The following is a 17,226-nucleotide window of genomic DNA, read 5'->3' as shown; positions in this document are numbered from 1 at the left end:
GATCGCCTTAAAACTTCATTACCACTCAAAAACCGGCACCGAAGTTTCTTGCAAAACAGCATTGGCGATACGAATAGGAATTGGTCGCGCCTGCGCACCACAGCCCGCACCGCGATTGCGATGGGGCTTGTTGCGATCCTTTCTGCCTGCGCTCAGAACCCGAACGAGGTGGATCTGAATCCGGAACGTCAGGCAATGGCGCTGCAAGAGGTTTCAAGAAAACATGCCCTAGGGCAACGGGTATGGTGCGTCCCTTACGCACGGAACCTCAGCGGCATCGAAATTCGCGGCAATGCCAAAGACTGGTGGGGCAAGGCGCGCAATATCTTCCAGCGTGGCAATGAACCGGTTGTTGGCTCGGTAATGTCGTTCCGGGCAACCCGAGGAATGCCCTTGGGCCATGTAGCGGTCGTATCCGACATTGTCTCCGAGCGCGAAGTTATCATCAATCACGCCAACTGGCACCGCAACAAAGTGACGTTGAAAATGGGCGTCAGAGACGTATCCAAAAACAACGATTGGACGGTGGTGCGGGTCGAAAGCCAGCCAGGACGATATGGCAGCCATTATCCGGTGAACGGGTTCATCTATCCAAATTTCGGCGAATAATCCGGATACGATTGACGACTGAGTCGCGGCTAGCCCTGCCCGCCAGATAGTTTGTGCGCGCGGTCGAGGCAAACCTTGCGCAGTATACTGAAACCCGACTCCGTCAGGGCACCAACTCTGGTCGCCTGAATTGTTCTACTGATTTCACTGCTACGGCTCCTTTCGCATTATTTCGAACGCTGCTATGCAAATCGAAACGCGCTTCACCACAACAACGCGCCAGATATCAAATTTCAAATCTGTTCTCTCTCCAGTGAGCAGCAAATCAAACCAATTTTGAGCAGATTTCAATGAAGACAAACGGTGTTTTTCTTTACTACGCGGCCGCTGGTTGGATTGCATTGGGTGTTGTGCTGGTCCTGTATTTTCTGTTCCAGAGCATGGAACCAACGGCGGACGTCAACGCCAGATATCAAAACCGACTTCGCTCTGTCCTTGTTGAAAACTGGGAACCCGGCGACGCGAAGACCCTTATGTTTGACGACAAGCCAGTTGTTTTATGGCGTCGCAGCATTGCGGAAATGGCGGCGGCAATGGCTCAGATCGAGCCAACCATCCCCGAGTCGGACTGGTTTGCCGCGCTCAGCGACGGGTCACTTAAACGCGACCTTGGGCCCGAGAAATTTTCCCGCCTGGAATGGTTAGCCATCAGCCCCATAAACACCGGAGGGTTTGGGTGCATCGTTCGGACCAAAGCGGGGGACTACGGCGGGTTCTTCGACCCGTGCCAAACAGTACATTTTGATTTGTGGGGGCACCCCAGAAAAGGTCCGACCAATGAGAACCTAAGGGTTGCACCGTCTCAGTTCGCCGAGGATCTGAGATCGATCTATCTTGATGTCTCAGGTATGCCATCGACGCGGTGATCTGGCTGATGGCCCCTTACTCCGCCGCCTCAGCCGCTGCATCCAGCTCGGCCGCCTTTTTCTCGACCTCTTCGACGATGTGGTCGATCATCTGGTCGTTTGACATCTTGTGGCTGGCCTTGCCCGCCAAATAGACCATGCCGGACCCGGCCCCGCCACCGGTAAAGCCCACATCGGTCATCAGCGCCTCACCCGGGCCGTTTACGACGCAGCCGATGATCGACAGGCTCATCGGCGTCTTGATGTGTTCCAGCCGATGTTCCAGTGCTTCAACCGTTTTGATCACGTCAAAGCCCTGACGCGCGCAAGAGGGGCATGAGATGATGTTGACCCCGCGATGGCGCAGACCCAGGGACTTGAGGATTTCAAATCCGACCTTGACCTCTTCCACCGGATCAGCGGACAGGCTGACGCGGATCGTGTCGCCGATGCCCATCCACAGCAGGTTCCCCAAGCCGATGGCGGATTTGATAGTACCCGACACCAGCCCGCCGGCCTCGGTGATGCCAAGATGGATCGGCGCGTCGGTTGCCTCAGCAATGCCCTGATAAGCGGCTGCCGACAGGAAAACATCACTGGCCTTCACACTGATTTTGAAGTTGTGAAAGTCGTTATCCTCAAGGATACGGATATGTTCCAACCCGCTTTCAACCATCGCTTCGGGGCACGGCTCGCCATATTTCTCCAGCAGGTGCTTTTCCAGACTGCCTGCGTTTACCCCGATCCGGATCGAGCATTCATGATCACGCGCGGCCTTGATAACCTCTTTCACGCGCTTTTCGTCGCCGATATTGCCCGGGTTGATCCTTAGACAGGCAGCCCCGGCCTCAGCCGCTTCGATCCCGCGACGGTAATGAAAATGAATGTCCGCCACGATTGGAACAGGGCTTTCGCGCACAATCTCTTTCAGCGCCTTTGACGACGCCTCGTCGGGGACCGAGACGCGGACGATATCAGCTCCGGCTTCGGCCGCCGCCTGCACCTGCGCCACGGTGGCTGCAACGTCCGTCGTCAGCGTATTTGTCATGGTTTGCACGGCAATCGGAGCGTCCCCGCCCACCGCGACTTTGCCCACCATGATCTGACGGGATTTGCGGCGGTAAATGTCGCGCCACGGACGTACGGGGTTGTGGGACATAAGGATCGGTCCGGATCAGCCTAGGTTGCGCCTTAGATAGTTCGCTGACCGTCGGGCCGCAATGCCAAGATCATTCGGCGGGCGCTTCTGTCGCCTGCGTCTGCAACTCTGCCACCAGCTGTTTCAGCGCGCTGTTTTGCTCGGCCTCAAGATCGGCAACCTCATAGCGTTCGGCCACGGCATCCTTGGACAAAACCACGCCCTTGGCGACCGTACCGGGCGCACCCGCGGGACCAAAATGTTCACCATTCATCGAAAAGAACACCGAACCCGAAGCACCGGCGCGCAATAGTGGCGGTTCTTCGGTTAGGGGAACTTCGAAAACGCTGCCCTGTTCAACCGTGCCCAGCGTGCCTTCGAAAATGACACTGCCATCGGCAGATGTGACACGCATCCATGCAGGATTTACCGCGACAATTCTAAGGGTTGTATCAACTTGTTCAACCACCTGCGGCAAGGTCGGGCGTTCAACAGTATGAACCTCGGCCACCTCGATCTGCGGTGGTTCCGGCGCGCGGAACGTGCCCACATTGCGCGGATCCAGCGTAGAAATCGGAGCATCACGCGCCACCAGTACCGGAACATCCAGCGCCTGCGGGCGATAGAGACGATCCAGCGCCTCGGCATTCGGCGCTTCTACACTTGCAAACTCGGGCGCGTCCACTTGCGTGCGCGCGGCGTCCAGCGGATCAAGATCGGTCAACACGACCGGAGCCTGCTCGACCGGGCTGACCTGCACCTGCTGAATGCGGTTCAGCACGGACCAACCGCCGTAGCCAATGCCGCCAATCACTGCCAGCAGTACCAGCGATGATCCGATGGCCCGTGGTTCGATCTGGCTGACAAAGGAATCCTTGCCCGGAATATATGGCGTGTTGGGTGAGATGAACGGATCGCGCCCCATCGGCCCCCGCGCCGGCAACCCGCCCGAGGCTTTGCGTACGACCGAGGCCTCGGCGGACATGCCATGCGCCACCTCGAAACCGCTTTCCTGGCAGAAGGTGGCAAAGGTCTCATCGGGGTTCATGCCCAGATAACGGGCGTAAGAACGCACATACCCGGCAATAAAGCCGGGTGTATCAAAGGCATCGGGATCGGCATTTTCGATGGCAGCGATGTAGTTGGCCTTGATCCGCAGTTCGCGCTGAACATCCAGAAGCGACTTGCCCATCGTAGCGCGCTCGCCGCGCATGACATCGCCAAGCCGTACTTCGTAGTCGTCGAAACCCTTGGGTCTGGCGACGTCAGTATCCTCTTCGGAATCGCGCTGTGATCTGCGCCCAATCATTCCTGCTGCCCCATTCTGCCTTCATGCGTGTTACACGCCAACGACGAATCAATCCCAAACGATTCGTCCACTTCTTTTGTTAGCGTAACTTTAACACGCGACAAACGCGTTGCACACTTTAGGGTGAGGTTAACCGGCAAGTTCGGCGCGATTTAGCGCACAATGTGACCAAAGTTCGTCCATTGCTTGGATCAGCCTGTTCATCTCGCCCGGCCCATGGACCGGTGACGGGGTAAAGCGCAGGCGTTCGGTCCCGCGTGGAACAGTCGGAAAATTGATCGGCTGGACATAGATGCCATAGTCATCCAGCAGCATGTCGCTGAGCTTCTTGGTATGGACAGGGTTGCCGACAATCACCGGCACAATGTGGCTGCCGTGATCGATCAGGGGCAGGCCCATCCCTTTCAATCGCAGCTTGAGCACCTTGGCTTGGGCCTGATGCTGCTCGCGCAATTCGGATGCGCCCTTGAGATAGGCCACCGACGCCGCAGCGCCGGCCGCAACCGCCGGCGGCAGTGAGGTCGTAAAGATGAAGCCCGGCGCATAGGACCGCACGGCGTCACACATTTTCTCACTGGCGGCGATATAGCCACCCATGACGCCATAGGCCTTGGCCAGCGTGCCGTTGATAATGTCGATCCGGTGGGCAAGACGATCACGCTCGGTCACGCCACCGCCGCGAGGGCCGTACATGCCGACCGCGTGAACCTCATCAATATAGGTCAGCGCGCCGAATTCATCGGCGAGATCGCAAATCTCTTCAATCGGGCCAAAATCGCCATCCATCGAGTAGACGGATTCAAACGCGATCAGCTTGGGTGCGGCCGGATCATCAGCCGCCATCAGCTCCCTCAGATGAGCCACATCGTTGTGACGGAAAATGCGCTTGGCCCCGCCATTGCGACGTACTCCTTCGATCATCGAGGCATGGTTCAGCGCATCCGAATAGATGATCAGACCGGGAAACAGTTTCGGCAGCGTCGAAAGCGTCGCATCATTGGCGATATAGGCGCTGGTGAACAGCAGCGCCGCCTCTTTCCCATGAAGATCCGCCAGTTCCGCCTCAAGACGCTTGTGATAAACCGTGGTGCCCGAAATGTTGCGGGTGCCGCCCGAACCGGCGCCTGCGGCGTCGACCGCCTCGTGCATGGCGTTCAGAACAACCGGATGTTGCCCCATACCCAGATAATCATTGCCGCACCAGACAGTGATGTTCTGCTGCGACCCGTCCGGGCAGGTTCGCACCGCGTGCGGGAAATGACCATTGCGGCGTTCGATATCGATGAAAGTCCGGTAACGTCCTTCGTCATGCAGCCTGGCAATCGCTGAATCGAGCTGAGCAGTATAGTCCACCGGTTTCTCCTTATGCGCCCGACACCTTACCGTCGAACCCTTGTCTTCGCCGCAAAGAACAGAACAGGCTGCCTATGCAGTTTTGCGTCTCATTGATGTACCGCAGATTGCGGTTTACGCAGAGTCGCATCATTGATCTGCATCAATTATCCCCGATCTTGCCCCCGAACAAGTAAAGTTACGGCCATCAGACGCGAGGAAACGACGCAGGGCGCTACCTGTTACATGCGGCGTTTCCAACAGTATAGCCTGATTCCCGGCAATACGCACTGGACGGCGCAGACAGCGCTGCTAGGGTCCGCAGCAGTTCAAAGCATTCAGGAGAAGCCCCATGTCGTTAGACGCTGTTCTAAGCCGGATCGACGCGGATCTGACCACCTCGATCGACCGGTTGATGGAATTTCTGCGCATCCCGTCCATATCGACCGATCCGGCCTTCAAAGAGCAGGTCGATCAGGCCGCCGACTGGCTGGTCGCAGACCTTCAGAGCATCGGCATCGACGCCGAGAAACGCGAAACCCCCGGTCATCCGATGGTGGTTGGTCATGTCGGCGAAGACGGTGTTGGCCCGCATGTTCTGTTTTATGGTCACTATGACGTGCAACCGGTCGACCCGCTTGAGCTTTGGAATCGCGCCCCGTTTGACCCGGCACTGGAGGAATCCGAACACGGTCAGGTCATCCGTGGCCGCGGCGCGTCTGACGACAAGGGACAGTTGATGACCTTTGTCGAAGCCTGCCGCGCGTGGAAAGCAGTCCATGGCACCCTGCCCTGCCGCATCACCTTTTTCTTCGAAGGCGAAGAAGAATCCGGCTCGCCGTCGCTGGTGCCTTTCCTTGAGGCCAACAAAGAAGAGTTGCAGGCCGATCTGGCGCTGGTCTGCGATACATCGATGGTCGCACGCGGCGTGCCGTCGATTGCCGCTCAGCTGCGGGGGATGCTCAAGGATGAGTTTACCATTATCGGCCCGCGCATCGACCTGCATTCGGGGCACTATGGCGGCCCGGGCCTGAACCCGCTGCGCGAACTGTCCAGAATCGTCTCCTCATTCTATGACAATGAAACGGGTCGTGTCGCTGTTGAAGGATTCTACGAAGGCGTCCATGACGTGCCGGCCGAACAGCTACGCCAATGGCAAAACTGCGGCTTTGACGAGGCCGATTACCTGAACTCGGTCGGCTATACCCAGCCGCATGGCGAAAAAGGCTATTCCACCCTAGAACAGCAATGGGCGCGGCCAACTTTGGAAGTGAACGGCCTTTGGGGCGGCTATAACGGAGCAGGATCAAAAACCGTCATCCCGTCTCAGGCGCATTGCAAAATCACCTGCCGTCTGGTCGGCGACATGGACCCTGATGCCCTGCGCGACAAGATCCGCAAACATGTCGAAGATCGCCTGTCGCCAGACGCCAAAATAGTCTGGGACAATGACCTCGAAGGTTCGCCCGCGTCGGTAATGAACCTCGACCGCCCGGAATTCGAGGCAGCGCGCGGTGCGCTGTCCGATGAATGGAACCGCGAGGCTGTGTTTACGGGAATGGGTGGTTCGATCCCGGTGGTTGGGTATTTCGATACGGTGCTTGGGCTGGATTCAATGCTGGTCGGCTACGCCAACGAAGATGACGCGATTCACTCTCCGAATGAGAAATATGACGTCAATAGCTTCCACAAGGGCATCCGGTCCTGGGCTCGTATTCTGGATGCGTTGAACAAATAGTATTTTGCGAGGCTCTGCCTCGCGCTCCGGGATATTTAAGGACAGATGAAGAGCGGATCCCTTGCTTCATCTGTCTGAAAATATCCCGGGGGAGTCGCGGCTTGCCGCGGCGGGGGCAGAGCCCCCACTCTTCTACATGTGGATCACGCGCCCATAAGCGTCCAGCACACTTTCGTGCATCATTTCTGACAAAGTCGGATGCGGGAACACGGTGTTCATCAAGTCTTCTTCCGTTGTCTCCAATTGACGGCCAACGACATAGCCCTGAATCAGTTCCGTCACTTCGGCGCCGATCATGTGCGCGCCCAGCAATTCACCGGTTTTGGCATCAAACACCGTCTTGATCAGGCCCTCGGGTTCGCCCAGCGCAATGGCCTTGCCGTTACCGATAAAGGGAAAGCGACCCACTTTGATGTCATAGCCAAGCTCTTTGGCCTTGGCCTCGGAATAGCCCACGGATGCGACTTGCGGCTGGCAATAGGTGCAACCCGCTATGCTCTCAGGTTTCACCGGATGCGCGTGTTTGCCGGCAATCAGCTCGGCGACCATGACACCCTCGTGGCTGGCTTTGTGTGCCAACCACGGCGCACCCGCGATATCGCCGATGGCATAGAGGCCCTCGACCCCGGTGCGGCAGAACTCGTCCGTAACAACGTGCGTGCGGTCAATCTTGACGCCCAATGCCTCAAGCCCGAGATTTTCAACATTCCCGACAATACCAACGGCCGAGATCACGGTATCAAAGTCGTGTTTCTCAACCTTGCCCTTGACCTCGATATGCGCGGTAACCTTACCCTTGGCGCGGTCAAGCTGCTTGACCATTGCCTTCTCCATGATGGTCATGCCCTGCTTGGTAAAGGCTTTCTTGGCGAAGGCGCTGATCTCGGCGTCTTCTACCGGCAGCACGCGGTCCATAACTTCGACCACCGTGGTGTCCGCGCCCAGCGTATTGTAGAAGCTTGCGAATTCGATCCCGATCGCACCCGAACCGATGACCAGCAATTTCTTTGGCATTCTCGCCGGTTGCAGGGCGTGCTTGTATGTCCAGACCAGATCTCCATCAGCCTCCAAACCCGGCAATTCGCGGGCGCGTGCTCCGGTGGCCAGCACGATGTTCTTGGCCGCCAGCTCCTCGGTGCCCTTGTCGGTCTTGACGCTGACCTTGCCCTTGGCGGGGATCGTCGCCGCCCCCATGAACACGGTCACTTTGTTCTTTTTCAGAAGGTGGCCGATACCGCCCGACAATTGCGCCGCCACCCCGCGCGAGCGTTTGACGACCGCGTCCAGATCATAGCCGACCTTATCCGCCTTCAGGCCAAAATCCTTGGCACGTTCCATCAGATGAAACACCTCGGAGGAACGTAGCAACGCCTTGGTAGGAATGCAGCCCCAGTTCAGGCAGATGCCGCCCAGATGCTCACGCTCGACAACAGCAGTTTTCAGGCCCAGCTGTGCGGCACGAATGGCGGCGACATAGCCTCCGGGGCCCGCCCCGATTACGATCAGATCAAAGGATTGTGCAGCCATATGTACCTCTCGGCGCAGGTCGGTTGAAAACTAGTTTACCGTTAAACTATTTCTTCCAACGCATCAATATTGGTATCCGCGACATATGTGACGCAGGGTAAGAATGGCGCCTTGGCGCCGGATTTAGCCTATACCCACCTTGCACCCAACGCTAGAAAAGAGCCACATTCGCGCAACAGCAAATTTCAACAGATAAGATATTAAAGGACTTACCATGGCCAAAACGCTCAAGGATTTGTTTCTGGCACTTCTGAACGCGACCCTGATCCTGCTGGCCCTGTGCCTGTTTCTGGGCTGGAAACTGGCCCAATCGATCGACAACATTCGGGACGGGTTTGCCGAGAATCTGCAGGTCGTCGCCCCCTTACGCGAACAAGCGCAGGGTATTCGTGGCGAGTTGGCCGCGCTGCGCAGTGATCTGGCTGCGATCCGGGCTCAGGGGGATACGCTGGACTCTGACGCTCTACAGCAGTTGAACGCGACGCTGCAAAGACTGACCAATCTGGAAGCGGGTCTGGAAGGTGCTCAGGCCCGGCTGGCGGGCCTGGTGGACAATCCAGAAGACCTGATTGACCATGCAATCACGACATCGGTCGACAAAGTCACCGACAGCCTACTGAGCATCCGGGGATGCGTGCCGGCGATTTAGCGCGCGCCAGTTTGCAGCTCGCGCACCGTTGCACCGTATCCGCCGTTGCTGACATACGCAGCTTCGTGTTCAGTCGTGCTACGATCCAGGGCATCGTTGCGATATGGGAAACGACCGAATTTGCGAATTACCTCACGGTGGGCGCGCGCGTGCAGCAGATTGCTGTCACCATCCTGCGTCATCCGCTCGTGCATCAGGCGCACACAGCGTTCCTGATCGCACAGGTTTTCCGAATGCATCATCGGCAGGTAAAAGAACTGCCGCGCCGGTTCATCGATCTTCAGATCCCAACCCTTATCGACCGCGCATTTTGCTGCCGCCAGCGCCGCGCGATCCGTCGCAAAGGCCTGCCCGCTACCGCGGAACATATTGCGAGGGAACTGATCCATAAGGATAATATAGGCCAGCGAACCGCTGGGATAGGTCAGCCAGAGCGAAAACTTACCCTCGCACGCGGCCTTCCACGTCGCCAGAAATTTGTCGCGGATTTGCGCATCCAGCGCATCATCCTGCAGGTACCACCCTTTGGGGCCAACCTCATCTAACCAAAAACTCAATACTTCTTCAGGACCAACCATTGCCCGAGACTCCGTAATTGTCCTCCCCAGGGACGTAGCGTCATTAAAATGTTTTTTACAGATTTGTGACAGTAACATATTGCAACACAAAAGTCACAATTCCGGCGTCAGGCGGGTTGTTGCGTATCCTGATCCTCTTGCGCGGCCTCGATGGCAACTTCCTGCGCCACTTCCATGGCAACTGGGGATGAAGTTGGGTAGACCGGAGCGATTGCACCGGTTTCATCAACCGGAACATAGGCGCGCTGGGTCATGCGATAGGCCGCATAGGCTGCCATCGCAAACATCAGCGCCGCGATGAACAGAAAGAACCCGGCCGGGCCCAGCAAGCCAAGCCCCATCAGCCAGCCGGTGATGATCGGTCCGGCGATGGCACCCAAACCGTTGATAAAGACCAACCCGCCCGAGGCGGCGGACATATCGTCATATTCCAGATAGTCGTTCGTATAAGCGATCAACAGGGAATAAAGCGGGCTCGTCATCCCTCCGATCGAAAAGGCCGCGATCAGCAGCACCGGAAAGGCCCCCGCCCCGAATAGCATCCCGATCAGGGCGCCGACCCCACCAACCGTTGCCACCAGCAGGATCAGAATGCGCCGGTCCATGCGGTCCGAAACCCAACCAATCGGATATTGAAGCACCACGGCTCCGACATAAAACGCCGCCACAAAGGTTGAAATCTCGATCAGAGAAAGACCGGCCTGCGCGCCGTAAACCGCGCTCATCCCGAACTGGGCCGAGAACACGCCACCCAGCAGGAACATGCCAACACAGCCCAGCGGCGAGGTTTCCATCAGCTTGCGCAAGGTCATCGGCTTTGTCGTGTCAAAGGCAGGCGTAGGTGAGATCGACAGCAGAATGGGCGCAAACGAGACCGAAACCAGGATCGAGGCGATCACAAAGGTCTCGTACCCCGCTGGATCACCGACCAGCAGCAGGGCCTGCGCGCTGACCACACCGGTCATTTGCACGATCATGTAAAGCGACAGCGCCTGACCCCTGTTTTCATTGCTCGCTGCGTTGTTCAGCCAGCTTTCCGCCGTCACATACACGCCCGAGAAACAGAACCCGATCACCACCCGGCCCAGCGACCATGCAATTGGGTCGGCCAGCATCGGGTACATGATCATCACAGCCGAGATAAACGAGGCCAGCGCCGCAAAGACGCGCACATGCCCGACCCGCCGGATCATCTCGGGCGCAAGGCGCGATCCGCCCAGAAACCCAAGGAAATAGGCCGACATGACAAATGACATCTCAAGGGTCGAAAACCCCTCGATCTCGCCGCGCACACCCAGCAACGTGCCCTGCAGGCCGTTACCGACCATCAGCAATCCCATTCCAAGAAGAAGCGCCCAAGCGCTGGAAAGAACCTGAAGCATGTTGTCTGTCCAAATGCCGAATGTGTTTGTTCGCTGTGCGCTCAATTACCGCCTGCGTCGCGTTTGTCCACGACATAATCAGGACGCTAACGGGAAAAGTGATCGCTACGGTATCAAAAGCGAGGCGTCGCCGTATGAGAAGAACCGATAGCCGCGCGCCACAGCGTGGTCATAGGCCTTCTGCACCCGGTCCTGCCCGATCAGGGCCGAGACAAGCATCAGCAGAGTGGATTTTGGCAGGTGGAAATTGGTCATCAGCGCATCGGTGACGTGAAACTGGAAACCGGGATAGATGAATATGTCGGTTTCACCTTCCCAAGGCTGTATCTCACCGCTGCGGGCAGCGCTTTCGATCAGCCGCAGCGCCGTTGTGCCAACCGGTATGACGCGCCCACCGGCGGCTTTGGTTGCGTGGATTTCGTCTGCCGCCCGGGCGCTGACCTGCCCCCATTCGGCGTGCATCTTGTGGGTGGTCACGTCCTCGACCTTGACGGGCAGAAACGTACCCGCGCCGACATGCAGTGTGACATGGGTGAACTCCACACCACGCTCAGTCAGGGCCTTCAGCAAAGCCTGATCGAAATGCAGTGACGCGGTGGGGGCGGCAACAGCGCCGGAATGGCGCGCCCAGACGGTCTGATAGTCGGTCTTGTCCTGCTCGTCCGCCGGGCGCTTGGCGGCGATGTAGGGCGGCAAGGGCATGGCACCGGCCTGCTCTAACGCTTTGTCGAAATCCCCGCCCTTCAGGTTGAACTTCAGATAGGCCTGCCCTTCCCCGACCCGCTCAAGCCGGGCACTGAGCGCGTCAGAGAACACGATATCTTCGCCCAGCCGAACTTTTTTCAATGGCTTGATCAGCGCCGACCAGCAGCCATCAGCCTGCGGGTCCAGCAAGGTCGCCTCGATGGCCGCCGATACCGGCCCTTGGGCGCTCTCGCGATGGCGACGACCGCTCAGACGCGCCGGGATCACCTTTGTATCGTTCAGGACCAAACGGTCGCCAGGGCGAAGCCAATCCGGCAGATCGAACACATGCTGATCGTGCACCGCATCACCCTGCGCCACCAGCAGCCGCGCGGACGAGCGTGGGTTGGCGGGCCGCGTGGCAATCAGGTCATCGGGCAGATTGAAATCGAAATCGCTGAGTTTCATAGCCGCGCCATACATCGGCGAAACAGATTCGGCCACCGCTGCGATTAGCGATCCTCGCCCCGTGTCTGCGCGCTTGGATGGTCCCGGATCGGTGTATTCCGCGTCGCGTTGGGCCCGTCCGACACGGTCGGCGCAGGCGCGCGCATCAGGTTGCGCAGAAACAGCGGGGCCAGACCCGACAACGGGTTCACCGAGACCGATGGATCGGAAAGCGGCCCCTTCAACGTATAGTTAAAGGCAAAAACACCTTCGCCCTTGCGGGTCAGAACACTGCCCACCGCGTTCAGCAGATAGATCGGAGAGATCGCGCCGCGCAAATTCAGCATTCCGGCCACCGTATCGATGGTGCCGTCAAAAGACAGACCCATCGACGGCCCGACAGCGCTGCCGGCCAGAACCTTGATCTCGGTTGGCGTCACGCGCATCTGGCTTTCGATAGACGAGAAATAGATGCCCTGCCCGGCCATTTCATCCAGCAGCCCCACAAGGCTGATGGCGTTCAACAGGGCGGCCATCGCTGGTGCGTCCTTGATGCGCGTGTTTCCGATCCGAAGATCGACATCATAATTACCTGCCTCGGCAATCGGATCCAGTTGCAGCGCAAACGAGCCGCCGCGCGCCTGCGTGATCACCCCGGCGGACCGCAACACCGCCCCCGCGTCATCCGAAGTCAGGCTGACCGCGCTGCGCCCGGAATGTGGTGCCACCTGCCCTCGGATCGCAGCGCCGCCATTGACCAGCGCGGTAAATGCGCCAGACAGACCTCCTGTGGTTTGAAACGCGCCTTTTAGCCCGGTCAGCGCGACGGTTTCCGTCACTTGCAGCCGATCCAGCGTGACATCCAGTTTCGGCCCCTGTCCCGAGCCGCCACCACTGCTTTCGCCAAACGTGGATTTGCCCAGATCCATCACCCCACCAAGCACACGAATATCCGGCACCGCCTTTCCGCGACCGATCAGCTCGGCAGGGACAGCCAGCCAGTCACCCAGTTCGAATGAGCTGAAGCGAACGCGATCCAGATCACCGTCCCGAAACGAGATCGAGCCGGAACTGCGCAGTCCGGCGGCATTCAGCTTCAGCGCGTTAACGGCAAGCTGTGCACCCAAAGTCGCGTCCACAGTCAGCGTGCCCTTGGTGCTGGGTGATTTGCGCCAGCCCAGTTCAGGGATCGCAAGACCCACCCCGACCAAATCAGACTCTGCGCTCAGTGTCGGGGCGTCGCCGCCGCCGATGTTCAGCGTGAAATCGGCCAGCCCCAATCCCGTCACCATCCCCGAGGGCAACCCGGCGCCGATTTGCTGCATCAACTGGTTTGACAGTTCAATCCGCCCGGTCAACTGGCTGCGACTTTCTCCGACAGGCTGCGTCCAGGCTGCGCGAACAGGAACATCTCCGAACAGCCCGTTGCCATCAATCGAAACCTGCGTCTGATCGCCTGAAAGGCGCAACTGGTCCGCGCTGACATTGGTGTCGGGCACCAGCTTGTCGCTCGCAACATCAGAAATCACGCCAGTATAGTGAAATTCAGTATCCTCGAATTTGAGGCCCTTCATCATCGGCAATGCCAGGGTGCCTTCCAGTGCCACCTGCCCCTGTGCCAGATCAACGGGCAGATTGGCCTTGGTCATCAGTTGCAAGGGCGGTCGATCAAGCAGCGACATGGCCGCCGTCACGCTGCCTTTCGCCTTGATCCGCGCAATAGCTGGCGCTTTTTTCTTGATGCTGATGTCGGGCAGGATGAACGACGTCCCGGATGCATCGACAGTGCCCCCCTGGTCCGCAGTCACAAGCCCCTTTTGCGCGGTAACTGTAAAGCGCCCATTCAGCAAACTGACCTGCCCTTGCGCGTTTTCCACCGGAGGCAGCGTCTTGGCGAACCGCACGCTGGTGTCATCAAACTCGAAGCTGGCAAAGATATCCGGCTTGGCGTCGGGTTTCAGGCGGAAGGCAAACTCAAGATCTGACATCTGCCCGTCATGGATGTTCTCTTCCACCCAAAGACGTGGTTTGGGGGCGAGGCGCGGCGGCCAATAACTCAGAACCTGCCCGACGCGCATCTTGTCGATCTGGCCGTCGATGCCTGCAACCCAGCCTTCGGGCAACCCGGCCAGATCGCCGCTCAGCCGCAGACGGTGATCTCCATCTTCGACCCGCATCTGGCCGATCTTGACCCGGAATGGGGCCAGTTTCATCTGAAAGTCGATGTCTGCATGGGTCAGGGTCAAAGGCTCAAGAAACAGATCGGCCGGATTGACCCGGATGCCGCTCAGCCGGAACTGGGCATCCATGCTGTCCAGCCCACCCGCCGAGACGCCCTGCAGATAGGCGGTGCCTTCACCGTGTACATTCCCCCAAGCGGAATCGACAGAAACCTCGTTGAAATCCAGCACCTGTCGAACCGGATCATAAGTGAAATAGGTTCGCGCGGCCTCGAACTTGATCGGCACCGTCTCGGGTGTGGGCTGCACAGCCCCGGCGCCCAGATTCAGCGTTGCAAAAACCGGCCCCAGTGCACCATCCGCATCAATACTGCCGCGCAAGGCCCCCGAAATCGGAGTGCGCAGAACCTGCATCCAAGCCAGCGCCGGAGAATGACCGCCGATATCTTCGGCAGGTAGATCCGTGATCGAGACACCGAACCCCGCCTCTGCGCTGCCTAATACACTGGTATAGTTCGCCTCGATCGAGCTGACATAGTCGCGCCCGGACAGAACCGAAAAGCCGGTCGCCAACCGAACTTCATTGGCGCTGCGAGTCATCTGAATATGACCGCCATCCAGAACCCAGGACCGTCCCTGACGCAGATCGCGATAATCCAGCGTGATGGCATCCAACTCTACCGAAGTCAGCGCCGACAGGTCGGGGGACAGAAACACCTCGTCCGATGTTTCGATCAACTGCGCCAGATCCGGTGCCTTGCCGACGGGTGCACTATCGGTTCCGACGGTCAGGGACAAAGTGCCATCAACACCGCGCGTCAGCGCAATCTGTGCACCCTGCAGCATGATCCGTTTGGGCCGCACATGCCCGCGCAGCAAGGGACGCATCGCAAGGCTTGCGCGCATGTCCGACACTTCGGCGATTTGCTGCCCCGCCGCGTCGCTGATTTTCACGTCGGTCAGACGAAGACGTGGACGCCAGCCTTCGTGAATAATCAGGCTGACATCTCCGAACCGGATCTGCACCCCGCCCAGCGCCTGATCCAGTCGCGCCTCGACCCGGTCGCGCAGCCAGACCGGCGCGTGCATCCGATGGCCGACCACCATAAAGGCAGTGATCACACCCAGCAGAACCAGAACCAGCGTTCCGCGCATGGCCCACAGCCCCGCCGCGCGACGGCGTGACCGGCGGCGCGGTTTCCTGGCCCCCTGATCATCCTGCTGTTCTGGCTGCACCAATTTGCGTTCCACGTCTTTCAACCTGCCCGGTGCGCCCTATGATACAGGGCAACCGAAATTTTCAAGCCGGAGTTTGCATATGCCCGACGTTTCAGACATCGCCCCCGATTTCACTCTGCCCCGCAACGGCGGTGGCGAAGTGAGCCTTTCGGATCAGCGTGGCCAGGCCGTCGTTCTGTTCTTCTATCCCCGCGATGATACGCCGGGCTGCACCAAGGAATCCATCGGATTCTCGGAACAACTCAAGGACTTCGCGGATGCGGGCGCTCACGTTTTTGGTATCTCGCGCGACAGCGTGGCGAAACATGACAAGTTTGTCGCCAAGCACCAGTTGACGACGCCACTGTTGTCCGACGAGGGCCAAAGTGTTTGCGAGGATTACGGCGTCTGGGTCGAAAAGAACATGTATGGGCGCAAATCCATGGGGATCGAACGGTCAACCTTTCTGATCGACTCCGAAGGCAAAATCGCCCGCGTCTGGCGAAAGGTCAAAGTCCCGGGCCATGTGGATGAGGTGCTCGAGGCCGTGCGCGCCCTGTAGACCTGACCTGCCATCTGGTCTATGCCCCGCCGAAACCCTGATACCGGCGGAGCATCCCCTTGCCCAAAACACTGACCCAGATGGCAACCGAGGTTCTGACAACTGCGGATGGGCGGGCCAAGACCGCCCTGTCCAAACGCTATGCCGCCGACTGGTTTGCAGCACGCAAAGGGGACGCGCCCGAGATACCCGTGGGCACCGCAACGCCTCCGCAGTCCCCCGCGCGACCCGACAGGCCCGAACTGCTGTCGCCCCGCGATGTGCCAAAGCGCCGCCCCGGAACCGAGGCCGGGCGTATCGCGCTGCTTCATGCCGTGGCGCATATCGAGTTGAACGCGGTTGATCTGCACTGGGACATCATCGCGCGCTTTGGCCATGTGCCGATGCCGATCGGCTTCTACGACGATTGGGTCAAATGCGCCGAAGAGGAATCGCGCCATTTCGAGATGGTATGCGATTGCCTTGAACGGATGGGCAGCCACTATGGCGCCCTGCCCGCCCATGCAGGCATGTGGCGCGCTGCCGAAGACACCGCTGAGGATCTGATGGGCCGACTTGCGGTGGTTCCCATGGTGCTTGAGGCACGCGGCCTGGACGTAACCCCCGGCATGATCGACATTTTCCGCAAAGCGAAAGATGAACAAGCGATTGCCGCGCTGGAAGTGATCTATGCCGAAGAGGTCGGGCACGTGGCCTATGGCTCTAAATGGTTCCATTTTCTGTGTGGTCGCGAAAACGCCGATCCAAAGGATGTGTTCCACGCGCTCGTCCGACGCTATTTCCACGGCGTGCTAAAGCCGCCCTTCAACGAAGAAAAGCGCGCCGAAGCCGGGTTGCCGCCCGATTTCTACTGGCCCCTGACCGAGGACCTGCCCGCCCCCGGAACCACGGCAAAGTAACCGTCCGCGCGCCTTTTCGGCAATTTCCCGCCGATATTCTGCGGGAAAACCCCGGTTACGTGACGCTCTGCGCCAAGATTGTTGCCCCATAGCATCTGTCGCTTTATGCAAACGCCCCAAGAGGCGGCT

The 17,226-nt window shown here is 58.8% G+C and carries 14 protein-coding genes; 6 read left to right on the top strand and 8 right to left on the bottom strand.

Translation table 11 applies throughout. From position 1 onward, the window contains the following. The first annotated feature begins 48 nt into the window (after positions 1-48). Both ACR0FG_RS00840 and ACR0FG_RS00835 read left to right on the top strand, forming a co-directional pair. On the top strand, positions 49-609 hold the full coding sequence (locus ACR0FG_RS00840; protein ID WP_480889135.1) for a CHAP domain-containing protein: 561 nt from the start codon (positions 49-51) through the stop codon (positions 607-609). A gap of 290 nt (positions 610-899) precedes the next feature. Further along, positions 900-1,475, top strand: a complete 576-nt coding sequence (locus ACR0FG_RS00835; RefSeq protein WP_480889133.1) for a Rieske (2Fe-2S) protein — start codon at positions 900-902, stop codon at positions 1,473-1,475. A gap of 16 nt (positions 1,476-1,491) precedes the next feature. On the opposite strand, the gene ispG is transcribed toward ACR0FG_RS00835, so the two are convergent. The 3 genes from ispG to hemA all read right to left on the bottom strand — a co-directional run bounded on the left by ispG (position 1,492) and on the right by hemA (position 5,254). Continuing rightward, complete coding sequence (gene ispG / locus ACR0FG_RS00830) at positions 1,492-2,613, bottom strand: flavodoxin-dependent (E)-4-hydroxy-3-methylbut-2-enyl-diphosphate synthase (protein ID WP_480889132.1); 1,122 nt, start codon at positions 2,611-2,613, stop codon at positions 1,492-1,494. 70 nt (positions 2,614-2,683) lie between these two features. Beyond that, complete coding sequence (locus ACR0FG_RS00825) at positions 2,684-3,901, bottom strand: helix-turn-helix domain-containing protein (protein ID WP_480889131.1); 1,218 nt, start codon at positions 3,899-3,901, stop codon at positions 2,684-2,686. Positions 3,902-4,030: 129 nt separating this feature from the next. After that, entirely contained in the window at positions 4,031-5,254 is a 1,224-nt protein-coding gene (gene hemA, locus ACR0FG_RS00820; RefSeq protein WP_480889130.1) for a 5-aminolevulinate synthase, read from the bottom strand. Positions 5,255-5,585: 331 nt separating this feature from the next. Between hemA and ACR0FG_RS00815 the strand changes: the two genes are divergently transcribed. Continuing rightward, a complete protein-coding gene (locus ACR0FG_RS00815; protein ID WP_480889129.1) occupies positions 5,586-6,971 on the top strand; it encodes a dipeptidase in 1,386 nt (461 codons plus the stop codon). Between the two features lie 132 nt (positions 6,972-7,103). Here the strand turns inward: ACR0FG_RS00815 and lpdA are convergent, their stop codons facing one another. Next, a complete protein-coding gene (lpdA, locus tag ACR0FG_RS00810) occupies positions 7,104-8,498 on the bottom strand; it encodes a dihydrolipoyl dehydrogenase (protein ID WP_480889128.1) in 1,395 nt (464 codons plus the stop codon). Positions 8,499-8,712: 214 nt separating this feature from the next. Here lpdA and ACR0FG_RS00805 point away from each other — a divergent pair, with 214 nt between their 5' ends. Then, on the top strand, positions 8,713-9,147 hold the full coding sequence (locus tag ACR0FG_RS00805) for a hypothetical protein (RefSeq protein ID WP_480889126.1): 435 nt from the start codon (positions 8,713-8,715) through the stop codon (positions 9,145-9,147). On the opposite strand, the gene ACR0FG_RS00800 is transcribed toward ACR0FG_RS00805, so the two are convergent. The 4 genes from ACR0FG_RS00800 to ACR0FG_RS00785 form a co-directional block, all read right to left on the bottom strand. Beyond that, positions 9,144-9,725 carry a DUF924 family protein gene (locus ACR0FG_RS00800; protein WP_480889125.1) on the bottom strand — a complete coding sequence of 194 codons (582 nt, stop codon included), beginning with the start codon at positions 9,723-9,725 and terminating at the stop codon, positions 9,144-9,146. The genes ACR0FG_RS00805 and ACR0FG_RS00800 overlap by 4 nt on opposite strands. Positions 9,726-9,832: 107 nt before the next feature. Then, positions 9,833-11,107 (bottom strand): MFS transporter, encoded by a 1,275-nt coding sequence (locus ACR0FG_RS00795; RefSeq protein WP_480889123.1) that lies wholly within the window; start codon positions 11,105-11,107, stop codon positions 9,833-9,835. Positions 11,108-11,212: 105 nt separating this feature from the next. Further along, complete coding sequence (queA, locus tag ACR0FG_RS00790) at positions 11,213-12,259, bottom strand: tRNA preQ1(34) S-adenosylmethionine ribosyltransferase-isomerase QueA (RefSeq protein ID WP_480889122.1); 1,047 nt, start codon at positions 12,257-12,259, stop codon at positions 11,213-11,215. A 44-nt stretch (positions 12,260-12,303) separates the two neighbouring features. Further along, the gene (locus ACR0FG_RS00785; RefSeq protein ID WP_480889120.1) at positions 12,304-15,669 is read right to left on the bottom strand and encodes a YhdP family protein; all 3,366 of its coding nucleotides are present in this window, start codon (positions 15,667-15,669) and stop codon (positions 12,304-12,306) included. 67 nt (positions 15,670-15,736) lie between these two features. Between ACR0FG_RS00785 and ACR0FG_RS00780 the strand changes: the two genes are divergently transcribed. Both ACR0FG_RS00780 and ACR0FG_RS00775 read left to right on the top strand, forming a co-directional pair. Beyond that, positions 15,737-16,198, top strand: coding sequence for a peroxiredoxin (locus ACR0FG_RS00780; RefSeq protein WP_480889118.1), 462 nt, complete (start codon positions 15,737-15,739; stop codon positions 16,196-16,198). An 80-nt stretch (positions 16,199-16,278) separates the two neighbouring features. Continuing rightward, positions 16,279-17,097 (top strand): ferritin-like domain-containing protein, encoded by an 819-nt coding sequence (locus ACR0FG_RS00775; protein WP_480889542.1) that lies wholly within the window; start codon positions 16,279-16,281, stop codon positions 17,095-17,097. Positions 17,098-17,226 lie beyond the last annotated feature (129 nt).

This window comes from Ruegeria sp. E1 (assembly GCF_056534225.1).
Note: the sequence above shows the minus strand (reverse complement) of the source record. Positions and strands in the feature narration are given on the sequence as shown.